Annotated in this window: 25 protein-coding genes, 3 tRNA genes and 2 pseudogenes; 12 read left to right on the plus strand and 18 right to left on the minus strand. The window is 49.9% G+C overall.

Annotated features, from left to right (window positions below; genetic code table 11):
* Positions 1–116 precede the first annotated feature (116 nt).
* Both shiA and HV261_RS11505 read right to left on the minus strand, forming a co-directional pair.
* Positions 117–1,433, minus strand: coding sequence for a shikimate transporter (shiA, locus tag HV261_RS11500; RefSeq protein ID WP_202038331.1), 1,317 nt, complete (start codon positions 1,431–1,433; stop codon positions 117–119).
* Positions 1,434–1,647: 214 nt separating this feature from the next.
* Positions 1,648–1,723: transfer RNA gene (locus tag HV261_RS11505), tRNA-Asn, on the minus strand.
* Between the two features lie 326 nt (positions 1,724–2,049).
* Between HV261_RS11505 and nac the strand changes: the two genes are divergently transcribed.
* The 5 genes and pseudogenes from nac (at position 2,050) to HV261_RS11530 (ending at position 7,994) form a co-directional block, all read left to right on the plus strand.
* A complete protein-coding gene (gene nac / locus HV261_RS11510) occupies positions 2,050–2,967 on the plus strand; it encodes a nitrogen assimilation transcriptional regulator NAC (protein WP_202038332.1) in 918 nt (305 codons plus the stop codon).
* Positions 2,968–3,068: 101 nt separating this feature from the next.
* Positions 3,069–4,019, plus strand: coding sequence for an HTH-type transcriptional regulator Cbl (gene cbl / locus HV261_RS11515; RefSeq protein ID WP_005127780.1), 951 nt, complete (start codon positions 3,069–3,071; stop codon positions 4,017–4,019).
* Between the two features lie 360 nt (positions 4,020–4,379).
* Positions 4,380–4,694 (plus strand): annotated as a pseudogene (locus tag HV261_RS11520) (IS110 family transposase); the annotation flags it as partial.
* A 773-nt stretch (positions 4,695–5,467) separates the two neighbouring features.
* Complete coding sequence (locus tag HV261_RS11525) at positions 5,468–6,880, plus strand: alkaline phosphatase D family protein (protein WP_202038333.1); 1,413 nt, start codon at positions 5,468–5,470, stop codon at positions 6,878–6,880.
* A complete protein-coding gene (locus HV261_RS11530) occupies positions 6,831–7,994 on the plus strand; it encodes a YajG family lipoprotein (RefSeq protein WP_202038334.1) in 1,164 nt (387 codons plus the stop codon). Before HV261_RS11525 ends, HV261_RS11530 begins: the two co-directional genes overlap by 50 nt.
* A gap of 167 nt (positions 7,995–8,161) precedes the next feature.
* Here the strand turns inward: HV261_RS11530 and HV261_RS11535 are convergent.
* The 3 genes and pseudogenes from HV261_RS11535 to mtfA form a co-directional block, all read right to left on the minus strand.
* Positions 8,162–8,452: pseudogene (locus HV261_RS11535) on the minus strand (integrase arm-type DNA-binding domain-containing protein); the annotation flags it as partial.
* Between the two features lie 141 nt (positions 8,453–8,593).
* Positions 8,594–8,669: transfer RNA gene (locus tag HV261_RS11540), tRNA-Asn, on the minus strand.
* Between the two features lie 99 nt (positions 8,670–8,768).
* Positions 8,769–9,566 (minus strand): DgsA anti-repressor MtfA, encoded by a 798-nt coding sequence (gene mtfA / locus HV261_RS11545; RefSeq protein ID WP_137381513.1) that lies wholly within the window; start codon positions 9,564–9,566, stop codon positions 8,769–8,771.
* Between the two features lie 93 nt (positions 9,567–9,659).
* Here mtfA and HV261_RS11550 point away from each other — a divergent pair.
* Positions 9,660–9,749, plus strand: a tRNA-Ser gene (locus HV261_RS11550).
* A 170-nt stretch (positions 9,750–9,919) separates the two neighbouring features.
* Here HV261_RS11550 and HV261_RS11555 read toward each other — a convergent pair.
* The gene (locus HV261_RS11555; RefSeq protein WP_202038335.1) at positions 9,920–11,098 is read right to left on the minus strand and encodes a porin OmpC; all 1,179 of its coding nucleotides are present in this window, start codon (positions 11,096–11,098) and stop codon (positions 9,920–9,922) included.
* A 439-nt stretch (positions 11,099–11,537) separates the two neighbouring features.
* Between HV261_RS11555 and HV261_RS11560 the strand changes: the two genes are divergently transcribed.
* From HV261_RS11560 to HV261_RS11570, 3 genes are all read left to right on the plus strand, one after another.
* Positions 11,538–12,233, plus strand: coding sequence for a phosphohydrolase (locus HV261_RS11560; protein WP_202038336.1), 696 nt, complete (start codon positions 11,538–11,540; stop codon positions 12,231–12,233).
* A 73-nt stretch (positions 12,234–12,306) separates the two neighbouring features.
* Positions 12,307–13,737, plus strand: coding sequence for a DNA cytosine methyltransferase (gene dcm / locus HV261_RS11565; protein WP_442781041.1), 1,431 nt, complete (start codon positions 12,307–12,309; stop codon positions 13,735–13,737).
* Positions 13,718–14,185: a very short patch repair endonuclease gene (locus tag HV261_RS11570; RefSeq protein ID WP_202038338.1), complete on the plus strand. Its 468-nt coding sequence runs from the start codon at positions 13,718–13,720 to the stop codon at positions 14,183–14,185. Before dcm ends, HV261_RS11570 begins: the two co-directional genes overlap by 20 nt.
* Here the strand turns inward: HV261_RS11570 and yedA are convergent.
* Positions 14,177–15,097 carry a drug/metabolite exporter YedA gene (yedA, locus tag HV261_RS11575; protein ID WP_202038339.1) on the minus strand — a complete coding sequence of 307 codons (921 nt, stop codon included), beginning with the start codon at positions 15,095–15,097 and terminating at the stop codon, positions 14,177–14,179. The two genes, HV261_RS11570 and yedA, sit on opposite strands and share 9 nt — an antisense overlap.
* A 175-nt stretch (positions 15,098–15,272) precedes the next feature.
* Between yedA and HV261_RS11580 the strand changes: the two genes are divergently transcribed.
* Together HV261_RS11580 and HV261_RS11585 are read left to right on the plus strand one after the other, a co-directional pair.
* Positions 15,273–16,187: a DUF808 domain-containing protein gene (locus tag HV261_RS11580; RefSeq protein ID WP_202039688.1), complete on the plus strand. Its 915-nt coding sequence runs from the start codon at positions 15,273–15,275 to the stop codon at positions 16,185–16,187.
* Positions 16,188–16,264: 77 nt separating this feature from the next.
* The gene (locus HV261_RS11585) at positions 16,265–16,447 is read left to right on the plus strand and encodes a YodC family protein (protein WP_061068109.1); all 183 of its coding nucleotides are present in this window, start codon (positions 16,265–16,267) and stop codon (positions 16,445–16,447) included.
* Between the two features lie 206 nt (positions 16,448–16,653).
* Here the strand turns inward: HV261_RS11585 and yodD are convergent, their stop codons facing one another.
* Entirely contained in the window at positions 16,654–16,881 is a 228-nt protein-coding gene (gene yodD, locus HV261_RS11590) for a YodD family peroxide/acid resistance protein (RefSeq protein ID WP_137381521.1), read from the minus strand.
* A 162-nt stretch (positions 16,882–17,043) separates the two neighbouring features.
* Between yodD and dsrB the strand changes: the two genes are divergently transcribed.
* Entirely contained in the window at positions 17,044–17,232 is a 189-nt protein-coding gene (gene dsrB, locus HV261_RS11595; protein WP_005127768.1) for a protein DsrB, read from the plus strand.
* Positions 17,233–17,279: 47 nt separating this feature from the next.
* Here the strand turns inward: dsrB and rcsA are convergent, their stop codons facing one another.
* The 10 genes from rcsA to fliJ all read right to left on the minus strand — a co-directional run bounded on the left by rcsA (position 17,280) and on the right by fliJ (position 24,026).
* Complete coding sequence (gene rcsA, locus HV261_RS11600) at positions 17,280–17,903, minus strand: transcriptional regulator RcsA (protein ID WP_048211304.1); 624 nt, start codon at positions 17,901–17,903, stop codon at positions 17,280–17,282.
* 287 nt (positions 17,904–18,190) lie between these two features.
* Positions 18,191–18,976: a flagellar biosynthetic protein FliR gene (gene fliR / locus HV261_RS11605; protein WP_202038340.1), complete on the minus strand. Its 786-nt coding sequence runs from the start codon at positions 18,974–18,976 to the stop codon at positions 18,191–18,193.
* An 8-nt stretch (positions 18,977–18,984) separates the two neighbouring features.
* Positions 18,985–19,254 carry a flagellar biosynthesis protein FliQ gene (gene fliQ / locus HV261_RS11610; RefSeq protein ID WP_003030425.1) on the minus strand — a complete coding sequence of 90 codons (270 nt, stop codon included), beginning with the start codon at positions 19,252–19,254 and terminating at the stop codon, positions 18,985–18,987.
* Positions 19,255–19,263: 9 nt separating this feature from the next.
* The gene (gene fliP / locus HV261_RS11615) at positions 19,264–20,001 is read right to left on the minus strand and encodes a flagellar type III secretion system pore protein FliP (protein ID WP_202038341.1); all 738 of its coding nucleotides are present in this window, start codon (positions 19,999–20,001) and stop codon (positions 19,264–19,266) included.
* On the minus strand, positions 20,001–20,375 hold the full coding sequence (gene fliO / locus HV261_RS11620; RefSeq protein WP_137381523.1) for a flagellar biosynthetic protein FliO: 375 nt from the start codon (positions 20,373–20,375) through the stop codon (positions 20,001–20,003). Before fliO ends, fliP begins: the two co-directional genes overlap by 1 nt.
* A gap of 2 nt (positions 20,376–20,377) precedes the next feature.
* Positions 20,378–20,791, minus strand: a complete 414-nt coding sequence (gene fliN / locus HV261_RS11625) for a flagellar motor switch protein FliN (RefSeq protein ID WP_005127761.1) — start codon at positions 20,789–20,791, stop codon at positions 20,378–20,380.
* Complete coding sequence (gene fliM / locus HV261_RS11630; protein WP_003030434.1) at positions 20,788–21,792, minus strand: flagellar motor switch protein FliM; 1,005 nt, start codon at positions 21,790–21,792, stop codon at positions 20,788–20,790. The genes fliN and fliM overlap by 4 nt, the downstream gene beginning before the upstream one ends.
* Positions 21,793–21,796: 4 nt before the next feature.
* Positions 21,797–22,264 carry a flagellar basal body-associated protein FliL gene (gene fliL / locus HV261_RS11635; RefSeq protein ID WP_048211308.1) on the minus strand — a complete coding sequence of 156 codons (468 nt, stop codon included), beginning with the start codon at positions 22,262–22,264 and terminating at the stop codon, positions 21,797–21,799.
* Between the two features lie 104 nt (positions 22,265–22,368).
* A complete protein-coding gene (fliK, locus tag HV261_RS11640) occupies positions 22,369–23,586 on the minus strand; it encodes a flagellar hook length control protein FliK (protein WP_202038342.1) in 1,218 nt (405 codons plus the stop codon).
* Complete coding sequence (fliJ, locus tag HV261_RS11645) at positions 23,583–24,026, minus strand: flagellar export protein FliJ (protein ID WP_005127756.1); 444 nt, start codon at positions 24,024–24,026, stop codon at positions 23,583–23,585. The genes fliK and fliJ overlap by 4 nt, the downstream gene beginning before the upstream one ends.
* Positions 24,027–24,030: the final 4 nt, after the last annotated feature.

The raw sequence follows: 24,030 nt of genomic DNA on the forward strand, positions 1-24,030 counted from the left end.
CTGTCTCCTTGTTCCACAGATGTACTGCTCTCCCGATAGTATGTCACAGGAATGTGAAACAAAAGTCAGACGTTGAGGAAGATTATGCGAAGACCCGATGGCCTTCGCATAAAGGTTTACGCGTGTTGCTTATCTCTCATCAGCATTGCGGTGACGGCCGAAATAAGGCATCCGGCCATCAGGTAAATGGCAACGCTGTGCCAGTCGCCACCGGAGAAAGTCACCAATGCAGCGGCAATAAAAGGCGTAAAACCACCGCCGACAACGCTGGCAACCTGATAACCCACCCCCGCGCCACTGTAGCGATAGCTTGCGCCAAACAGGCCGGTAAACATAGGCTGCTGTACGCAGACCACCATATCGTGCGCAATGTTAGCCAGCATAATCGCGAAGAACACTATCCAGAAGATGGACTGCGCTTCCAGGGCCATGAAGAACGGGAAGGCGCTGAGTGTACCGACCAGCGCACCGGTAATATAGACGCGCCGACGGCCAAAGCGATCGGCAAGCCAGGCAAAACAGGGGATGGTCAAACAACTCAGCCCACCCACCAGTAACCCGATATTCAGAAACAGTTCGCGCGGCAGCCCCAGGTTTTGTGTGGAGTAGTTGAGAGCAAACGCGGTGACGATGTACATCGTCAGGAGCTCGCACAGACGCAGGGCGATAATTTTTAGAAATGCCCCTGGGTGACGGGTGAGCGCCTCGATAACCGGCAGTCGCTTTTTCACCGGTTGGGGTTCCTGTTTTTGCTGTTCGAATTCAGCCGATTCATCCATTCTGTTGCGCATCCACAGCGCGCCCAGAACCAGCACAATGCTGAACAGGAACGGAATACGCCAGCCCCAGCTCAGGAACTGCTCATCGGTTGTTTGCGAGCTAATCAACGACACCAACCCCGTAGAGAGCAGTAGCCCGACGCCGTAACCGACCTGAACGCCGCTACTGTAGGAGGCTTTTTTATTTTTTGGGGCACTTTCAACAGAGAGTAATGCCGCGCCACCCCACTCGCCGCCAACGGCGAAACCCTGGATGGCACGTAGCGTCACCAGCAGAACAGGTGCCCACCAGCCGATGGTATCGAAAGAGGGAATGATACCAATCAGCGCAGTGGCAATCCCCATCATCCAGACGGTAAGCATCAACATACGTTTGCGGCCCAGGCGATCGCCAAAGTGGCCGAAGATTACCCCGCCTAACGGACGGAACAAAAATCCGACGCCAAAGGTGGCAAATGCGGCAAGTGTACCCATCGCCGGGCTGACCTGCGGGAAGAACTCGCGATTAAAAACCAGCGCGGCGGTGATGCCATAAAGCAGAAAATCATACCAGTCGACCACGGCACCCGCGAAGCTGCCGAGAGCGGCGCGTCGGGCACGGTTAAGCGATGTGGTGTCCTGCTGGGGACCCGTGGAGGTGAGGGTGGAATCCATAGTTATCCTGTCTGTACTGTTTTTTAATTATTAGTATTGGAGTTAGGTTACGCACATTGCAGTCGAGATATAAACGACTGTAATGAGACTACCGCGACAGACGCGAAGATAAAACGATTTTATCCCTTACGGGAGGGCAAGATGAAAAATAAGACGATTGAAGAAATTAATAAGCAAAAAGCCTGCTTAGTTTCCTAAGCAGGCTTCTTAAATTTGGCTCCTCTGACTGGACTCGAACCAGTGACATACGGATTAACAGTCCGCCGTTCTACCGACTGAACTACAGAGGAATCGTGTGAACGAGGCGAATATTAGCGAGGGTGATGGGGGTTGTCAAAGGGGTAAATGAAATTGTGTGTTCGTTTGCTGACAAATTCAACAAAGCGGCGATCTTTCATGCTTTTTAGACATTTGCCCCATTCTGGTGCGCGTCTACCTCTTGTGGGGCAGCCTGGAAAAAGGCGGAATCAGTAGACGCTATCATTTTCCTGCGCCATCCCTTACTTAACGGGAGCTTAACATTAAATACTCGTCTACAGATGAAACTGGCAAGCATCTTGCAATCCTGAGTTTCATGACTGCCAGCATGGGTTCTGGTATTCCGACAGGAGGCAAAATGAACTTCAGACGACTGAAATACTTCGTAAAAATCGTCGATATTGGTAGCCTGACCCAGGCAGCGGAAGTATTGCATATCGCTCAACCCGCGCTGAGCCAGCAGGTTGCTACGCTGGAGGGGGAACTGGATCAACAGTTGTTGATCCGCACCAAACGCGGGGTGACGCCGACGGAAGCGGGGAAAGTGCTGTATACGCACGCCCGGACAATATTACGTCAGTGTGAACAGGCGCAGCTTGCGGTCAATAATGTAGGGCAGACCCTGAGTGGACACGTCTCTATTGGCCTGGCGCCTGGCACGGCGGCATCATCAATTACCATGCCGTTATTACAGACCGTTCGCGCCGAGCTGCCCGATGTACTGGTCTATTTGCATGAAAACAGCGGGGCGGTGCTGAACGATAAACTGCTCAGTGGTCAATTAGATATGGCGGTGCTCTACGAGCGCTCGCCGATCGCGGGTATTTCCAGTCAACCGTTACTCAAAGAGGATCTTTTCCTGGTGGGGACGCGCGAATGTCCTGGGGCAAGTGTCGATTTAACGGCAGTCGCGCAGATGAATCTGTTTCTGCCACGGGATTACAGTGCGGTTCGCCTCCGTGTTGACGAAGCCTTCTCACTGCGCCGCTTAACGGCGAAAGTAATAGGTGAAATTGATTCTATCTCCACCCTAACGGCCGCGATTGCCAGCGGTATGGGGGTGACGGTCTTACCTGAATCGGCGGCCCGGGCATTATGCCATGCAGCGAATGGCTGGATGGCGCGGATTACAACGCCCTCCATGAATCTGCCCCTCTCCCTAAACATGTCAGCCAGAGGCAGTTTGACACCACAGGCTCAGGCGGTGAAAGAGATCCTGTTGTCGCTGGTTAGCCGTCCGGCTCTGGAAAATCGGGAGCTACAGCTGGTGAGTTAGACCTTATTCCAGCAAGGAATAAGATGCAGGTTTTTATTATTTGTTATGCCGGGCGTCAGACTTTAACAATAGCGTAATGTCTGATGTACCCGGAGTGAAAAGTGAATTTCCAGCAACTTAAAATAATCCGCGAGGCGGCCCGTCAGGATTACAACCTGACGGAAGTCGCGAATATTCTTTATACCTCGCAGTCGGGGGTAAGTCGGCATATTCGCGAACTTGAAGATGAACTTGGCATCGAAATTTTTATTCGCCGTGGTAAGCGTTTACTTGGCATGACCGAACCGGGGAAGGCGTTGCTGGTGATCGCTGAGCGTATTCTTAATGAAGCCAGCAATGTTCGCCGACTGGCGGACCTGTTTACCAATGACACGTCTGGTGTGCTGACCATTGCGACCACACACACGCAGGCCCGCTATAGTCTGCCTGCGGTGATCAAGGCATTTCGTGAACTCTTCCCGGAGGTTCGCCTGGAGCTTATCCAGGGGACACCGCAAGAAATTGACGTTCTTCTGCAAAATGGTGGCGCTGACATTGGTATTGCCAGTGAACGACTCAGCAGCGATCCGCTGTTGGTGGCGTTTCCCTGGTTTCGTTGGCAGCACAGCCTGCTCGTTCCACACGATCATCCATTAGTTAAGGCTTCCCCGCTTACGCTTGAGTCTATTGCTCACTGGCCGCTCATTACCTATCGGCAGGGTATTACGGGGCGCTCACGTATTGATGAGGCATTTGCGCGTAAAGGGTTGGTGCCGGATATTATCCTCAGTGCGCAGGACTCGGATGTGATTAAAACGTATGTAGCGCTGGGGCTGGGAATCGGGCTGGTGGCGGAGCAATCCAGTGGCGAGCAGGAGGAGGGGACGTTAACCCGCCTTGATACCCGGCATTTATTTGATGCGAACACCGTTTGGCTGGGGCTCAAACGCGGTCAGTTGCAGCGCAATTACGTCTGGCGATTTATCGAGCTATGCAACGCAGGTTTATCTGTGGAAGAGATTAAACGCCAGGCGATGGAGCCTGATGAAGTGATGATTGATTATCAAATTTAAAGCAAAAAGCCTGCTTAGTTTCCTAAGCAGGCTTCTTAAATTTGGCTCCTCTGACTGGGATCGCCTTTGTCATTAACTGGCTAATAAGTAAGCTAAATCTGAATTGCCGTTCTGTCAAGACCACCAAACTGACCACCAATAGTTGCGGGGGGAGCAAAACTGATTTGAGCGCTCTACTACAGATGCTTATCGTTACCTGAAAGGAAAACATAGTTCCACTAAGTGGAACTATGTTCAAAGGGAACTAAAAGCCAGCTAAGTGCTAGTGTAAGTATCCCTGTAGTGATGTGATGGACGCCCCTTCCTAACGCAGTCAGTGCCATACTTTTACTGACTGAATTAATCCGGGAGTAATATCACATGAACAAGATCAGAGTTGTTGGTATCGATATCGCCAAATCTGTTTTTCAGGTATGTGTCTGGATGATTGATGACTCCGTTGCCTGGAACAGAAAAATATCGCGTCAGAAATTGCTGGATACGCTTCGCCAGTTTGAACCGGGTACTTTAATTGCGATAGAAGCCTGTTCAACCTCTCATTTTTGGGGGCGAACCCTCAACTCTATGGGATATAGCGTAAGGCTTATCCCTGCCCAGCATGTGAAGGCCTTTGTCAGAAGCCAGAAGAACGATGCAAACGATGCGCTGGCAATCTGCGAAACAGCATGCCGCCCTGGCTAACCAGCTTCGTTCTCTGCTCGCGGAATATGGCCTCATTATTCATGTCGGGAGCCAGCGTCGCTCTGGCGAATAAACTGACCCGGATCATCTGGCGAGTTCTAACTGATAATGTTGATTTTAATATGAATAAGGCTTTTGCTGTGAGTTAACGCAATACCGCGTTAAAGAAAATATATCTCTCTGAGTTTGCAGACACTGATGAGAAAACGGTTACCGTCCCTGTAACAGCCTGAAGTTGACCTTGGTAATCATATACCGGTGTAGTGATAAGGAAACAGGGTTCGGATAACATCATGGCGCAGGTAACTTAACCTACTTAGGACGCGGATTTATGGTCGCAAACCGTATCGAACCAGTACTTGTAACACCCGGGGAATTCATCACTGTGCATTGAGAACAGCAGAATATCAGTTCTCACCATCATGCATACGATTTTGTCAGTCTGGCATTTGCAAATCATCAAATAAAATAGCCGCCGGGTGAAAGTATCCTGTTTCCGAAGAACAAGTGTGTTAATGGCGATATTAACGAGTTGATATATCTACTTGCTCCTGGAAGGAGGGCCATATTTCAAGTAAAGATCCTCATCGAGATATCATCAAGATATTTAGTATCGTCACAACATAATTTATTTATCTAATAAACATATAGTTGAGAATTTTTAATACATAAAACCAAAGAATTACAATTACTACCTCCATCTTTGTACTACATTTTATTTCTATATGTAACTATGTGATTTGCTCTTTTTTCCGGGAGTAAGCGCCATGAAACTATCTCGCCCCACCGTTGGTCCTATTGTCGGTTTCACTACACCCAATGAATCACGTATCTGGTTCAGAGGTCAGTTTGAACCAGTATCTCCCAACAGCTACAGACGGTGTTTTGGCGTAATTAGATGGGGTGAAAAAACCAAAAAAGTTACTGAATGGTCATCAAAAGTGGGTAAGCTTTCGCCTAATTTCGATATGACCGGAGTTTTCCCGGTTACCGGTCTTAAAGCCGAGTGTACTTACCAATATCAGGTCGGGTGGTTTCTTGCCGATTCCGAACTGGATGCCGCTCGTACGATCATTCAATTCGACTGGAGCGATCTCGAGACTTTCACCTTCACGGCAGGAACAACTGACCAAAATCGCTCTCGTGTCTATGCGGTTGGCTCATGTCGATATTTGCTGCGTTTGTTTGGTGGACTAATTTTTGATGATCGGGGTGATAAAACTTTTGAATCCATTCTGGAGCTTCATAAAAAGACGCAGGTGAACGCAGTGCTTATGGTAGGTGATCAGATCTATGCCGATGACCTTAAATTTATGGGCGCAGATCGGGACGTACAGTCATTTCTGAACCGCTACCAGGCCGCATTTACCCAAGAAAATATCGCCAGGCTCATGAGCCAGATCCCGACCTATATGATCCTGGACGATCATGAAATAGAAGATAACTGGCCATCTCATGCCAGTTCCGCCGATATGGTTACAAAATATCCCAGCGCTATCCATGCTTACCAGATCTATCAGGCCAGCCATAGCCCGGTCTTTAGCCTGGACAACAGCGGCTGGATAACCGGTACTCCGACCCACCTCTTGTATACCTTTAGTGACGGCTGTGCTGATTGGTTTGTGATGGATGTGCGCACTGAGCGGATCTGGAATGATGACCCTCTCAAACGCCAGATGATAAAACAGTCGCAAATGAAAGCGCTGCTGAATTGGTTAGCTGCAAATCCGGGTAGGGTTAAAATGATTGTGAGCTCTGTTCCCTTTTTCCCGGATCTCAACAGCGATGCAGAGGATAAATGGGGCGGGTACCAACGGGAACGCACACAGATCCTTGATTACATACTGCAGAATAAAATCAGGAAGGTCTGCTTTGTGTCAGGTGACGTGCATTGCTCATTTACCACTCAACTAACAAGTCCTGTCGACAAAGACTTTCGGGTACTGAGTATTATTTCATCCTCATTATTCTGGCCTTATCCCCATATGGAGCAAAACGACTTTGTTCTTAAGGGAGCTCTCACCAGTAACAGCCAAAATCAGTATACCGTCACCAGCTCAACACAAATTTATTCTGAAGATAACTTTGCCCGACTCGAAGTGTTTCCAGACGCAGTGACGGTGACATTCTATGAACGTAAAGGCAGCGCGCTTGGGCGCCCGATCAAACTGGTATTTTAAGCCATACACAATGAATATCAGAGATTGGTTAAACGTTGCCTTATTCTCCCTTCTTTTGACAGGGTGCTCTACGCCCTCGGCATCCCCGGCCAATCTGACACCTACGGTGTCAGTGCCTGTAGCGCTGAGCAATGTCAAAGATGAACGAGGGCAGTTCAGAAATCTGTTTTGCCAGCTTATTCATCGAGATGGCATAAAAAGTAACGAGGACTGCACAGACTGGTTACGACGCTTGAAGGGGGAAGATAATAGTGGTCCTGATGAAGGGAATACGGAATACCCTCTGCAAAAAACGCCATTGCTGATCATTCCTGGGATTTTTGGTGAATGCGTCCAGGATCAGGTCACCGTTTTGGGAGATGCAATCAGCCATCTCACCCGATTGGGATACCAGAGCACAACGGTAGCCGTCAAAGGTCGTGCCAGTGATATAGTAAATGCGCGAATCATACGAGATACGATTATTTCAGCTGCCAGAACCAATCCTAAAAAACGCTTTCTGGTTATCGCGTATTCAAAAGGCGTCAGCGATTTTCTTACCGCCTTAACACTCTATCCAGAAATCCAACCCCATATCTCGGCAGTGATAAGCCTGGCTGGCGCCGTGAACGGTACTCCTCTGGCCGACCAGATCAGTCGCCCTTACACTAAAATACTGTCCCGTCTCCCTGACGAGCATTGCCCGGTAACCGATCACAACGAGATAACCAGCCTTACCCGAAATATACGTCTGTCCTGGCTGGCTAGTCACCCACTACCGGTCAACATTCCTTATTATTCCATTGTGGCGCTCCCCGAATTACAGAGTGTATCTGCAATACTTCTGCCCATTTATCTGCAGCTCGCGGCCAGCGACCCTAACAATGATAGTCAGGTGATCCACTACGACGCCATCATTCCCGGCAGTACTCTTCTTGGTTATGCCAATGCCGATCACTGGGCTATTGCACTACCGTTTGAATTTCAGCAACCTGCACTGGCCGCAACCTTGGTTAATCGTAACCATTTTCCAAGAGTCCAGTTACTGGAAGCAGCCGTTCGTATTGCTGAAAACCCGGCACACGCAGTCATAAAATCTAAGCCCCTTACTGGGTCGCAGAAAATATTACGATAACAAGTTGCAGTACCATCCAACTCCTCGTTAAGTAACCAGACTCCGGAGAAATTTATCCGAAGCCTGCAAAAAGGCCGGAATCTCTGATTTATCCTGGTATCGATATTGGGAGGAGATCACAAGCGTGACGCGTGGTTTTCTGACCAGGTTCTGTTACTTTTATGTCACTCGGGTGCTACCGATTTAAAGGAGGGTATTGGCGAGTTAGCGGTCCTTTCGGCAACACGCTGCTGTGCGGGATTGATATTTTGCTTGAGCAGTTTGCGGATACCTTCACGCTGTTGGCGAGCATCCGCCAGACAAACTTCGGGGTAGGCCCCTAAACCAAGGCAAGATTCTTTAGTATTGATGCGGTACTTGAGATACCAGAGACGAGAACCGTTAGGATTTATTAAAAGGTATAGTCCGTTGGAATAGAAGACTGTAAAGGGTTTATCAGAAGGTTTAAAACTGAGGATTTTTTTGTCACCAAGACACCTTTGCTGGCCGCGTTATTATCGCACCGCAAATGACCCCCAATCAGACCTCCAGATTTCTCCCCAACGGCAGTTGCCTAACGCAAAAAGCCTGCTTAGTTTCCTAAGCAGGCTTCTTAAATCTGGCTCCTCTGACTGGACTCGAACCAGTGACATACGGATTAACAGTCCGCCGTTCTACCGACTGAACTACAGAGGAATCGTGTGAACGAGGCGCATATTACTGACCTCACCATGACGTGTCAACAGTAAAATTAATACGTCATATCAATTGGTTAATTAATCTTCAAATTCAGTATTAATGCACATTTGATGAGCGAAAATGGTCTTCTTCCTGGCTATCGCGCAACCGAAGCATTGGGTTCTGGCGATAGAACTGGAAAAAACGTTGCCACAATGCCGGAAAACGCGGTGCAAACAACTCAGGGGCGCTGAAGAAATACTCGGATAATACCGCAAAGCATTCTGCAGGATCGGTTGCTGCGTAGGCGTCTATACTGCAGGCCGTTTCACCCACCAGATCGATTTCATCCTGGATGTTGTTCATCGCGGCATGGAGATCGTGCTCCCAGTTCGCAATTTCCCTTAGCGGGATAGCCGGAACGCCGCTGGCGCGATCGCCATTACGCATATCAAGTTTATGCGCCACTTCATGAATAATCAGATTAAAGCCGGAAGCATCAAAGGAATCCTGGATATCAAGCCAGTTCAGGATCACTGGACCCTGTTGCCAGCTTTGGCCTGACTGAACAATCCGTTGATTGTGCACCAGCCCAATATCATCTTCCCATTCGTCATCCACGACAAACGGGGCAGGGTAAATGAGGACTTCATGAAAACCATCGAGCCACTCGATGCCTAATTCCAGAACAGGCAAACAGAAAAGCAGAGCAATTCGTGCACTTTTCAGTGCGTCCAGTTCAAATCCTTGTAGTGCAACCAATCTTTTTTGCTGTAAAAAACGCTCGGCCAGGGCAATAAGCCTGGCTTGTTCTTGTTCAGTAAGATTCACCAGAAGAGGAATTGCCAGGGCATCATCCCAGGGCCAGTCATCATTCCGGGCTGTTTCTTGCTCTTTCCAGGGCCACTTAATCATCGTTTTGCTCGCAAACTCGTCACTTGAACGAAATTGACGGAACTGGGTCTGTTAAAATGCCAAATTACCTGGCATCATGACAACCACCAGAACGGAGAGATGCCAGAGCGGCTGAATGGACCGGTCTCGAAAACCGGAGTAGGGGCAACTCTACCGGGGGTTCAAATCCCCCTCTCTCCGCCACTATTCAAACACTTGCACGCCTTGCTTTCAACGACAGCAGTCACGGATGTTTTTTTCTTTGAGTATCCTCACAAGTTTGTCGTTCTATTGCCTTCGCGATATAAAAATCCGCTTCAAATAAACAAAAAGCCCGCTTCATATGAAGCAGGCCTGATACGTTTTGTGCAAAATTAGAACTGGTAGACTAAACCAACGGCAACAATATCGTCGGTTGCGATGCCATTGCTTTCATAGAAGCTGTCATCTTCATCCAGCAGGTTGATTTTGTAGTCAACGTAGGTGGACATGTTTTTGTTGAAGTAATAAGTCACACCGACATCAACATATTTTACAAGGTCTTTGTCGACGTAACGCCAATTACCATGACTGACTCTCTGACCGCCTAAATCACTACCTTTGGACTGCAGGTAAGATACGGACGGGCGCAGACCGTAATCGAACTGGTACTGAGCCACAACTTCAAAGTTTTGCGTTTTGTTTGCGATACCGCCATTGCCTTCGCCATTACCGCCGCCGTAGTAGGTCATGTTGCGGGTTTCTGCATACATCGCTGCCAGATAAATATCATTGGCATCATATTTCGCACCAATGGTCCAGGCTTCAGCTTTGTCACCGCCAGCATAGTTGTTACGGCTATTAATGCCATCGTTGTAACCGCGAGCGACCTGATTATCGGTACGGTCAGATGAAGAATACGCCGCGCCGAGGCTTAAACCAAAGTCGAAGTCATAGGAGGTAGACATACCAAACCCGTCGCCATTTTCGCGAGCCAGTTTACGGTCACCACCGTTGCCAGTACCTTCGCCTGAACCTGGGTTTTCATTATTACCCTGATACTGCAGAGCGAAGTTCAGACCATCAACCAGACCAAAGAAGCCGTGGTTACGATAAGTGGCAACACCGTTGGTACGGCCTGTCATATAAACGTCGGTCTGGGTGTAGGTATCGCCACCGAATTCTGGCAGCATATCGGTCCACGCTTCTACGTCGTATACCACGCCATAGTTACGACCGTAATCGAAGGTGCCATATTCGCCAAAGCCTAAACCGGCGAAGCCCAGACGGGTCCACGCGTTTGCGCCTTCACCTTCGGTGCTGTTGGCCTGAACGTTATATTCCCACTGGCCGTAACCCGTCAGCGTGCTATTAATCTGCGTTTCGCCTTTGAAGCCAACACGAACGTAAGTCTGGTCGCCATCATTGCTCGCATCATCAGAGAAATAATGCAAGCCGTCTACTTTACCGTACAGATCTAATTTATTGCCGTTCTTATTATAGATTTCAGCTGCATTTGCCGCGCTGGCCGCTAATAACGCGGGGACAATAATTGCCAATACTTTTCTTTTCATTATGTATTCCCTTTTGATAATAATTCATATGAATATGTAGTACATCCAAAAACTACATTTTGATACTATCTATGAAGTTCATTTAATTTAAAACATAACATGTAACAATTGTATATAAAGAATTTCAAAATGTTTCAATAGCGATTTCATATAATATAGAGGTATAATTTATAAAATTATATTTGAAAAATAAATGTATGTTTATCACGATCTTATGGGTTATGCTTATATATTTATTGAATGTATTAAATTAGTGTGGTTTATGTGTTTTTGGTGGAGTGTTTAATTAACGGATGGTTTGATTGTCTGCACTAAAAACAGAATGGTTATTATATGAAAAGAGATTAAAACATTTTTAATGATGATGAATCTGAGACTGGCAGTGGCCTGTGATGAAAATTGTTGCTAAGGTGGTTTTCTTTCTGCACAGAGAGTTAGCGTGGAACTACAACACTGGCAGTCACAATTTGAATCATGGCTGCGTGAGAATCTTACAGGGCAAGATGCCGCCCATGATATCTTTCATTTTCGCCGCGTGTGGATGACATCGCAAAAGCTGAGTACTGATGCTGATATTGACTGGCTGGTCGTACTGACCGCGTGCTATTTCCACGATCTTATCAGCTTACCGAAAAATCATCCGGAACGTCATCGTTCATCGGTACTGGCTGCACAGGAAACCTGTCGTGTACTGTCACTGGACTTTCCTGAATTTCCTCAGGATCGGCTGCATGCGGTGAGTCACGCTATTGCCGCGCACAGTTTTAGCGCAAAAATTACGCCCACTACCCTTGAAGCCAAAATCGTTCAGGATGCCGATCGACTTGAGGCGCTCGGTGCTATCGGTCTGGCGCGCGTGTTCGCCGTTTCTGGCTCGCTGGGTGTGGCATTGTTTGATGCGGAAGATCCGTTTGCCCGGCAGCGCAACCTGGATGATAAACAGTACGCGCTTGATCATTTCCAGACCAAACTGCTGACGTTGCCACTGACAATGCAAACTGAACAAGGGCGGCATCTGGCGCAGCATAATGCTGACTTCTTATTGACGTATATGGCGAAACTCAGCGCAGAATTAAAAGGAGAATATGAAATGTTGGATCTTGCGGCGATTCAACCCTTTAAAGCATATCAGTAGTCGTCATTGCTGAAACGTCAATTGCACCAATTTATGTTAACCTGTCGACTATCCATTTCGGCCGGTTAAACATATGCAGGATAATTTTTCAGTAGCAGGCTCCATGAAACCGATGACAGATGATACCGGAGTTACCATTCAGGTGATTTTGGCTAAGTTGCTTGAAATATACGATGTGAAAACGCTGGTTGCTCATCTTAATGGCGTCGGCGAAAACCACTGGAGTCCGGCCATCTTTAAGCGTGTGGTCGCCAATCAAACATGGCATCGCCTTAGCGATCGTGAGTTTGCTCACCTGTATTCTTTACTCCCGACGCCCCCTGCACATCATCCGCATTATGCCTTTCGGTTTATCGACCTTTTTGCCGGGATAGGTGGGATTCGCCGCGGTTTTGACGCGATAGGCGGGCAATGTGTGTTTACCAGTGAATGGAATAAACATGCTGTTCGCACCTATAAAGCGAACAACTATTGTTCTCCTGAGCAGCACCATTTTAATGAAGATATTCGCGATATCACCCTTAGCCATCATGAGGGGGTGAGTGACGAGCAGGCTGCGGAGCATATTCGTCAACACGTTCCCGAGCATGATGTCCTGCTGGCCGGCTTCCCTTGCCAGCCATTTTCGCTGGCGGGCGTATCAAAGAAAAACGCGTTAGGGCGCGCCCACGGTTTTGCCTGTGATACGCAAGGCACGCTTTTTTTTGACGTGGTGCGAATTATCGACGCACGGCGACCGGCTATATTTGTGCTCGAAAACGTCAAAAATCTAAAAAGTCATGACCAGGGAAAAACCTTTCGCATCATCATGCAAACGCTGGATGAACTGGGCTATGACGTGGCGGATGCAGCAGATAATGGCCCGGATGATCCGAAGATTATCGATGGGCAACATTTTTTACCCCAGCATCGCGAACGTATCGTGCTCGTCGGTTTTCGGCGGGACCTGAACCTGAAGTCAGACTTTACGTTGCGCGATATTGTCAGCCGCTACCCTCAGCGTCGAACGACGCTCGCAGAGCTGCTTGAACCGACCGTTGATGCGAAATATGTGCTGACACCGGTCCTGTGGAAATACCTGTATCGCTATGCGAAAAAACATCAGGCACGGGGCAATGGGTTTGGCTACGGTATGGTCTATCCCGGCAACCCCAATAGCGTAACGCGTACATTATCTGCACGTTACTATAAGGATGGGGCAGAAATTTTGATTGACCGTGGCTGGGATATGGCGCTGGGGGAACAGGATTTCGATGATCCCGCCAATCAGCGACACCGTCCTCGTCGATTAACGCCAAGAGAGTGCGCTCGCCTGATGGGGTTTGAGTCTCCTCAGGGTTACCAGTTTCGTATTCCGGTATCCGATACCCAGGCTTACCGCCAGTTCGGTAATTCGGTGGTCGTCCCGGCGTTTGCAGCGGTAGCCAAACTGCTGGAGCCGAAGATCAAACAGGCTGTTGTGCTCCGTGAGAAAGAACAGCAACATGGCAGACGTTCACGATAAGGCAACGCGCAGTAAAAATATGCGGGCGATAGGGACCCGCGATACGGCGATCGAAAAACGTCTGGCCGACATCCTGACGGATCAGGGGGTAACGTTTCGCACGCAGGATGCAACGTTGCCCGGTCGCCCCGATTTTGTGGTGGATGACTATCGCTGCGTTCTCTTTACCCACGGCTGTTTCTGGCATCAGCACAACTGCTATCTCTTTAAAGCCCCGGCAACCCGCACGGCGTTCTGGCTGGAGAAGATAGGAAAAAACGTGGTACGTGATAAGCGGGACTGCGAAAAATTACAGGCGTTGGGATGGCGGGTCTTGATTGTCTGGGAATGCGCCCTGCGTGGGCGTGAGAAACTGGGTAACGAGGCGCTGTCTGAACGGGTTATCGAGTGGATCTGCGGCGGCGGTGCCACCGCGCAGATCGACACTCAGGGCATTCATTTACTGTAACGACTTTTCCGATGGGGCTGCAACCGCGTCCGCTTTGACAGGGAATAAGTATTTCCCCAGCGTCACCAATACTACGGCAAAAACAATGACCCCGAGCGCCAGCCACTCGATCAACGCCAGGCTTTCACCTCCCAGACCCGTACCTAACAGAACCGCCACTACCGGGTTGACGTAGGCATAGCTGGTGGCTAACGCCGGGCTTACATTACGGATAAGGAACATATAAGCGTTAATCGCAATAATTGAGCCGAACAGGGCGAGGTATGCCACCGCCATAAAACCGGAGAAGGTTGGCATCGCGGTCAGCTTTTCTCCACTGAGCAGCGATGCGCACATCAGCACAATACCCGCGGCTAACATTTCAATAGCACCGGCCATCATGCCAACGGGCAAGGTAATGCGTGAGCCGTACACGGAGCCAAACGCCCAGCTCATTGAACCAATCAGGATTAGTACCGCCCCCCAGGGATTACCACTCAAGTTACCCCCGCTGTTAAGCATGATGATCCCGGCAAGTCCAATTGCGATCCCCATCCATTCCAGTTTGCGTGTTTTGATGCCAAGAAAGTGGCTAAAGCACAGGGTAAACAGCGGGACGGTAGCAACCACCACAGCGGCAATGCCGGAAGGGACGTTTTGATGTTCTGCGACGGTAACGAGGCCATTGCCTACCGCCAATAGCAGGATACCAATCAGTGCAGCATTCAGGAGCGGGCGCAGTGGTGGCAGCTTATGTCCGCGAATAAGTAAAAATGCGGTTAATAAAATGCCCGCAGAGAGAAAGCGCACGCCAGCCATCATCAATGGCGGCCAACTTTCAACACCAATGCGAATAACGAAGTACGTGGAACCCCAAATGATATACAGCGCGAAGAGCGCACTGAAAAGTGGTAACAATTGCCTGAAACGCATAATCCCTCACGGTGGAAATAAAAAGGTGCAACATAGTAAACGTCAAAACTATCATGCTGGCGAGATTTATAATTGCCTGCCGTTGTTAAATATTTGTTGACCAGAAAGGTCTGTTTCAGCATGGCGTGTTTTACTTCATACTTATGACGGCAAAAAAATAATATTGAGGGTTAAAATTTTGGCAGGAAGTAGCTTACTCACCTTGCTTGATGACATCGCCACGCTTCTGGACGATATCTCTGTGATGGGAAAACTGGCCGCGAAAAAAACGGCGGGTGTGCTGGGAGACGATTTGTCGCTTAACGCGCAACAGGTATCGGGCGTGCGGGCGAACCGCGAGCTTCCGGTGGTCTGGAGTGTGGCCAAAGGATCTTTCGTCAACAAAGTTATCCTGGTGCCGCTGGCGCTATTGATCAGCGCTTTTATTCCATGGGCGATCACGCCCTTATTGATGATTGGTGGGGCGTTCCTCTGTTTTGAGGGGGTGGAAAAAGTGCTTCACACCCTGGAAGCGCGAAAACACCAGGAAACGGCGGAAGAACGACAGCAACGTCTGACCTCTCTTGCCGCACAGGACCCGCTGACGTTTGAGAAAGATAAAATCAAAGGGGCGGTACGTACCGACTTTATTTTGTCTGCGGAGATTGTGGCCATTACGTTGGGTATTGTGGCGGATGCGCCGTTGTTGAATCAGGTACTGGTTTTGTCGGGTATTGCTTTGGTGGTGACCGTTGGCGTGTATGGTCTGGTCGGCATTATTGTGAAGCTCGATGATATTGGCTACTGGCTGGCAGAAAAGCGTAGCGCATTTGCTCAGGCGCTGGGTAAGGGATTGCTGGTGGTGGCTCCCTGGCTCATGAAATCACTTTCCGTAGTTGGCACGCTGGCGATGTTTTTAGTCGGCGGCGGCATTGTGGTGCACGGCATTGCACCGCTGCATCATGCAATTGAGCACTTTGCCCAACAGCAGAGTTCATTCATTGCTCTGATGCTTCCGACCCTGCTTAACCTGGTGCTCGGCTTTATTATTGGTGGGATCGTGGTGATGCTGGTAAACCTGGTTGCCAGGTTACGCGGAGTTTCGCACTAATTGTCGCGTGCCAGATTACGCAAAACGTCTCTTTGTCGTCTAAGGTGAAAAGGTTTCTCTTGATACAGGAGGCGTGTATGGTCTTTTCTGTCAGTGAGGAAGTCACCGCGAAAGAGGGTGGTCCACGCATGATCGTTACCGGGTATGCCAGCGGAATGGTGGAGTGCCGCTGGTATGACGGTTTTGGCGTCAAACGGGAGGCATTTCGTGAAGATGAACTGGTTCCTGGTGAACGCAGTCCGCTACGCCAGGATGCTTGAATACTGCAGGCTGGCGTAACCAGGTGATCTCTCAACCATTAGTTATATTTATCATTTTGGTGAGAATTATTTACTTGTCAGGCAAAAAAATTGCAGATAAGGTTGGTTTCGCATCAGATTTCCTGGTGTAACGAATTTTCAAGTGCTTCTTGCATAAGCAAGCTTGATCCCGACCCGATAAGGGCCGGGATTTTTTTCGCCCAAAGTCAGCGATTGATCTCCGTCACGCTAAAATCATGGATATCAAGCTCGAACGCATCGGCCAGCTCATGCCATGTATGATAATCCCGGCCATCAACGCTGACGCGATCGGGGTCATCATGGCTGCGGTGAATTTCGCTCTCGCAGATTTCGTTGATAGCTTTCAATAGCGCGTCTACATCGACGCTGACTTCACGTTTGGCCGTATCGCTGTACTCTTTCGCGGTTTTCATCCTCATACCTCTCAACCGTTAAGGATACCGGGGCACGTATCAGAATCTCTGATGCGTACAAGTTAAGTATAGACCGTCGAGAAAACCCGCAATCACGCGAGCAGGGCGCTGCCAGGAAAAGGAATTTGTTCTACACTGGCACAAAGCCACAGGAGGAAAACGATGAAGGTGAATGATCGGGTTACAGTCAAAACGGACGGCGGGCCGCGTCGGCCAGGCCGGGTACTGGCGATTGAAGAGTTTAGTGAAGGCACCATGTACCTGGTTTCTCTGGAAGACTACCCGCTCGGTATCTGGTTCTTTAATGAGTCAGGCCATCAGGATGGTATCTTTGTGGAAAAAGTGGAGTAATCCAGGCGCTGATTCTGACTGGTGGCGAACCCACCAGTCAGAACGTCCTAACGCATATTCACAAAGATACCATTGGTGACGTTATCCGTGAGTCGTACAACGTGATAGATAACTTGCTTATTATGTGTCTTGATCTTTCGTTTTATATTCCCCTTATGGGATGAGACTGTCTTCGCCTTGATATTCATTTGATCGGATATCTGTATTGTTCCCTGACCGGCCATCCACATACGTAGCATGCTGGATTCGGTGCGGCTTAATGATAGCGTTGGCAGGTTCACATCAATGACAATATCCACTTCCTTTTTCAGAATATCGCCAAGAAGTTCATCCAGTGAATCTGGTTTAATCGACTTAGAGCTGATTAATAAATTTTTTCTTACTAAGAGATACTCATCAAAATGGACATTGGCAATCGCCATAAATACAATAAATAAAGTGCTGGGATGTTGATTAATGATTTGCTTAATTCGCTGGCTGTTATCCGGATCGTGAATAAAGCAGTCTTCATTAATAAACACCACAGACGGCTGCAGTGAGACACAGGCGACGCTGAGTTCATCAACGCTTGAAATATCGTTGATTTCCCTTTTCTTCACCCCCCGACTTACCAGATATCCGGTCAACCCTAGCCGGGTGTAACTGCATAAATCCATAATAATCGTTGACATGGCATACCCTCACTCAATGCGTAACGATAATTCCCCTTACCTGATTATGTCATCACAACTAAACGGAATAATAACGACCCAATATGACGCTTTCGCTGTTTTCAGGCGAATTTACTATCCCGTAAAGTTGCGTATAATTTGCCAGGAAACATCTTAAAGTAAAGTAAATGTTGCGTTATGTGAGTGAGGCAAAAACAAATAAACCGCGACAGCGTTATCCTGGTGGATGTTGCCCGTATTTGAATTTAGGACAATCCTTAGTAAAACAGGATAAAAAATAAGGGTTATTATTTTGAAGGCATTTCACTGATGATATCAGCCAGCAAATTAAAAATCTCACTGAATAAGCGCTCACAGAAGGGGGAAATTAATGGCATTAGCGCGGCCATTAATGAAATACCCACGGTCAGGGTGAGTGGGAAACCAATGACAAATATCGATAGCTGTGGCGCCATACGGTTTAACAAACCGAGTGCGAGGTTGAGTGTGAGCAGCAGCGTCATCACCGGCAGAGCCAGCATCAGGCCATTGAGGAAGATGAGTCCCCCCGCCCGCGCCAGCGCGAGAAAGGCATTGCTATTCACCGGATGGCCACCGATAGGCAGAGTATGGAAGGTATCCACCAACAGCGAGATAAGCCACAAGTGACCATTAAAGGTGAGGAACAGCAGCATCGCCAGCAAATCTATCAGACGTGCCAGAACGGGCATATTCAGGCGGCTGCCCGGGTCGAAGAAAGTTGCGAAGGAGAGACCCATTTGCAGCCCGATGATTTCCCCGGCGGTACGCACTGCGGCAAACGCAAATTGCATGGTGAACCCTAACGCGATGCCGATCAGGATTTGCTGCATCGCCTGCCATATCGCGCCGACAGAAAAGATAGGCACGTTTACCGGGGGAAGCAGCGGCGCGATAACCATGGTAATCATCAACCCCAGCCCCAGTTTTACTCGCTTGGGGATGGCGCGTTCGCTGAGTATCGGAGCCGTTGAAATGAGCGCCAGTATGCGCAGCAGGGGCCAGAAGTAAAGATTCAGCCAGTGGAGCCACTCAACGCTGGTCACCTGCAACATAGCGTCGTTTACCCGATGATGTAGGGAATATTGCTGAACAGCGTACGCACGTAGTCGAGCAGCAAGTTAAGCATCCACGGACCGGCAACGATGATGGCAATAAAGACCGCGACAATTTTCGGAATGAAGGACAGCGTCATTTCGTTAATCTGGGTTGCCGCCTGCAGGATACTGATGATAAGACCCGTGACGAGGGCAACCAGCAACAAAGGCGCGGCAAGGGCAAGGGCAACTTTCATCGCCTCAGTGCCCATCATCATGACCGATTCAGGAGTCATTTCGCGCCTCTAACTGTAAAAGCTTTGTGCAAGCGAGCCGACAAGCAGCTGCCAACCGTCAACCAGCACAAACAGCATCAGCTTGAATGGGAGTGCGATGGTTGCTGGTGGCACCATCATCATCCCGAGCGCCATCAGGACGCTGGCGATGACCAGATCGATTATCAGAAATGGAATGAAAATGGTAAAACCTATCTGGAATGCCGTTTTCAACTCACTGGTGACATATGCCGGCAGCAAAATGCGCATCGGCACTGCTTCAGGTCCCTGTAACGGGCCGCTGTTTGCCAGACGGGCGAACAGGGCCAGATCGGCTTCGCGGGTCTGACGCAGCATAAACTCACGCAACGGCTGTGCGCCTTTCTCCATGGCTTCCTGCATGGAGATCTTCTCTTCGCTGAAGGGTTGATACGCATCAACGTAGATTTTGTCGATCACCGGCGACATGATGAAGAAAGTCAAAAACAGCGCCAGTCCAAGTAAAACCTGGTTCGGCGGTGCTGACGGTGTTCCCAGCGCATTACGTAACAGACCAAAAACGATGATGATGCGGGTGAAGCTGGTCATCATCAGCAAAATAGCCGGCAGGAACGTCAGCGAGGTGATAAATACCAGCGTTTGGACGGGCAACGTCCAGTTTTGTCCGCCACCGGGCAGCGGTTGGCTAACCAGACCCGGTAGTTGGGCCAGGGCCGCAGGGCTGAAAAGCCACAAACCCGTCAGCGTGAGGGATAACAAACGGCGCATCAGGATCTCCCAGGACGCTTCAGCAAACTCTTCATCATGGCCTGGAAATCCGCAGGGGAGGCCGCTTTTTCTTCTGCACTGGCAGGTGCCGGGGGGAGGGTATGCAGAACGTTGATCTGCGACGCTGTAACGCCCAGCACCAGACGCGCGTCTTCGACCTCAACAATCACCACCCGCTCACGTGGGCCTAATGAGGTACTGGCCGAAACTTTCAGTCCACGCGTACTGACGCTTTTCGGGGCGAATCCCAGGCGCTTAATCAGCCAGGCGGCTCCCAGGATCAACACAATGATCCCCAGCAGCGCGCCGCTGACCTGCACTAATGGTGAACCGGGTACAGCAGCGGGCTGAGCGACGGTGGCCTGGGTATTCATGGTTAACGGCTCAGACGACGCATACGTTCAGATGGGGTAATAATGTCGGTAATACGGACACCGTATTTATCTGCGACTACCACAACTTCACCCTGAGCAATCAAATAACCGTTGATCAGAATATCCAGCGGCTCGCCCGCCAGACCGTCCAGCGCGACGACCGAGCCCTGCGTCAGGCGCAGCAGTTCTTTGATGGTCATGCGGGTGCGGCCCAATTCAACGGTCAGCTTGACCGGAATATCCATGATCAGGTCGATATCCTGCAGCGCGCCGCTGACGTCGCCGCCACCTAGCTGCTGGAATACCGCATCGGCCGCACTTTTGGTGGTCGTTGTTTTTTGCTCGTTTAACGCGTCAGCCCACAGATCGTCCAATGCACCAGTGTTCTCATCGGACGGATTATTCATGTCACTCATTTGGGCTGTTCCTCATTCAGCGAATTCAAAATCGGGTTTATCAAATGTTCTACGCGTAACGCATACTGACCATTTACGGTGCCATATTGGCTGGTCAGCACAGGTACGCCGTCCACATGAGCAATAATGCGGTCGGGTTTTTCAATCGGCAGTACATCGCCGGGTTTCAGCTTCAAAATCTGGGACAGCCGCAACGGAATGTCAGCAAAGTTTGCAACCAGTTCCAGCTCAGAATGCTGAACCTGACGCACCAGATTATTGCGCCAGTTCTGATCTTCATTACGCGAGTTTTCCAGCGGCGGGTTTACCAGCAGTTCACGTAAAGGCTCAATCATGCTGAATGGCAGACAGATGTTAAATTCACCGGTCAGGTTGCCGATTTCAACGTGGAACGGGGTGTTCACCACGATGTCGTTCGGGGAGGTGGTGATATTGGTAAACTTCACCTGCATCTCGGAACGGACATATTCCACTTCCAGCGGGTTGATAGCCTTCCACGCGTCGCTGTAGCTTTCCAGCGCCAGTTTCAGCATGCGGTTGATCACGCGTTGTTCAGTGTGCGTAAATTCACGGCCTTCGACTTTCGTCGGGAAACGACCATCACCGCCGAACAGGTTATCTACGGCGATAAACACCAGACTCGGTGAGAACACCACCAGACCTGTCCCGCGTAGCGGTTTCAGGTGGATTAAGTTCAGGTTGGTCGGAACCGGTAAGTTACGCGCAAACTCGTGGTATGGCTGGATACGGATCGCACCCACGGTAATATCCGGGCTGCGGCGTAGCAGGTTAAATAACCCCATACGGAACTGGCGCGCAAAGCGTTCGTTAATGATCTCCAGCGCCTGCAAACGCTCACGAACGACGCGGCGCTGAGTGTTGGGATCATAAGGACGAATATCGCTTTCTTTTGCGATACCGGAAATGGGTTCGTCTTTAGTTTCGCTATCGCCGTTAAGCAATGCGTCGATTTCAGCCTGAGAAAGAATACTGTCGCCCATGTCTTTACCGCAGAATAAAAGCTGTATAAAGAACGTCGGTGACAACCTGTTTCGGCTGCCCGACAACGAGCGGAGTCGCGAGCGTCTCTTTGATAGCGGCAATCAGCTGCTGTTTGCCTTCTTCTGTTGCGAGCGTGGCTGCGTTCTGGCGAGAGAACAATAACAGCAGACGGCTGCGCACTTCTGGCAGATATTCGTTAAGACGCGAGCGTGTCGCCTCGTCTTTCATGCGCAGTGTGATACCGATATACAGCACGCGATCCGCATCACCTAAATTGACGGTAAACGTATCCAGTGCAAAGAACACTGGGGCAGGCGGTGGAGCCGGTTCCGCTTTTACGCTGGCGGACGGCTGCTGCTGCATGCGCCAGTAGCTATAGCCCGCAGTAGCGAGGGCGGCGAGCGTAATTAACACCAGCAGAGGGATCCAAATAGCGCGTTTACTCTTTTTGTTAATCGCGGAGTCAGTCATCAGATACGGGCTTCCTGTTTCGGTACAGCTTATAGGCTGATTATCCCGTGTCCTGACCACGACAAAGCGTGGAAAAGACGCGGATAATCATGCTACCTCTGGCGTTAGGCGAAGATGTCTACTGCACCATCACCGCGAGCTGCGGCTTGCAGTGCAGCAGGTGTGGCCAGAACGGCATCATCTTCGGGAGCAAAAATATCTTGTCCATGCGCACGCCCAGCCTGTTGTTGCTGTGAAGACGACTGTTGCTGACCGGCGAAACTTTCGCTGCTGATACTGCTTTGCCCCAGTTGAATCCCGCTTTCAGCCAACTGCGTGCGCAGCATGGGTAATGCCGCTTCCAACGCCGCGCGAACGTGGCTATGAGGCGAGACCATTTGCAGTTGCGCCATGTTGTCATCGAGCTTGAGGGAAATCTGCACTTGCCCCAGATCCTGCGGATGCAAGCGCAATTCCGCACTTTGCTGGCCCTGGCGGGTGAACAGCGTGACGTGTTGACTCAGTGATTGCTGCCATTCATGGCTTCCCAGCGGGGCACTCAATACCGGTGCCGCGGCTGTCGGTAACGGCTGCGCATGTGTCTGTGTGCCAGCCAGCGGAGCTATTGTTGCGCCAACGCTGGTTGGTGACGGTGAACTTTCAATCTCCGCACGCGTGGCTACCGCTGCCGTTAATGGGGTTAAACCCGCATTGTTGGTCTGATCTGCGCCACTGGCATGCATCGCTGTCTCTGCTTTACCTTTTTTCCCTTCGCCGGTCAGTAATTCACTGGCGCTATCGGCAGTCGTGTTAGGGGTATTACCACGTAACAGTACCGACAGCGTCGCATCCGCAGGGGCTGGGGTGGCATCAACAGTCGGAGTGGTTACCTGTTGCCCCGGTAGCATAGCGAACAGCGCACTCAGGTTGGCGAGATCGTCATCGCTCAGACGGGCTGTTTTTTCATCCTGCTGTGCGGTTTTGCCCAGTGTTGTCAGGGCATTAACCTTCAGTGACGGCGTGAGCGCAGACAGCAACTGTTGTGCATCAGTCAGGTCGGCCAGCGACGTCTCGGTTTGGACCTCTTTTTGTGCCAGCAGATCGGCTAATTTTACCGTCTGCGCGGTATCACCATTCTTTTGCAATAACCCTTTTTGCAGTTTGCTGCCTGCGGCCTGTAAATCAGCCAGCGACAGCGGGGCGTCTTTACCCTGTGCATCGCCTGCACCTAATGCACCCGCCAGCAGCGCCAAAAAATCCTCGGGAGAATCTACCGCTTTGCCTGACTGAAGACCTGCGGCTACGTCGGTGTCGGTGGTAATCAGTTGGGGTAACGTAATCATTCGGGTTTCCTCATAGCTGCACGCTGAGCAAATTCATCCATTTTTTTCTGATCCAGGCGGTTTTCAGCCAGTAATGCGGCTGTGGTTTGCCGGTCCTGCAGAGTCTGCCATGCCTGCAGTCGCTGCTTTTTATCGCGCCAACTGCTCAACGCCTGGTCTACTTTCTGCGTCCATTGGTTGAGTTGTTGGCGATGTTGCTCAATCGCTTTTTCCAGCGTCTGAATAAATTGTTGATAGTTAATCCAGCGATTACTGGTAATACCCTGACCCATATCGCTATTCAGGTTGTTGCGATATTCATGCTGATAATCGATCAGCATCTTCAACTGCTCTTCCGCCTGCTGACATCCACGGCGCATCTCGCCTAATAAGATAGCTGCGTCATCGACTTCTTTTTCAGCCAGGTCTTTAAGTGTTGCCAGCGCACCATGTTGTGCCATGACC

It is taken from the genome of Citrobacter sp. RHBSTW-00671 (assembly GCF_014103415.1).
Lineage (GTDB): Bacteria > Pseudomonadota > Gammaproteobacteria > Enterobacterales > Enterobacteriaceae > Citrobacter.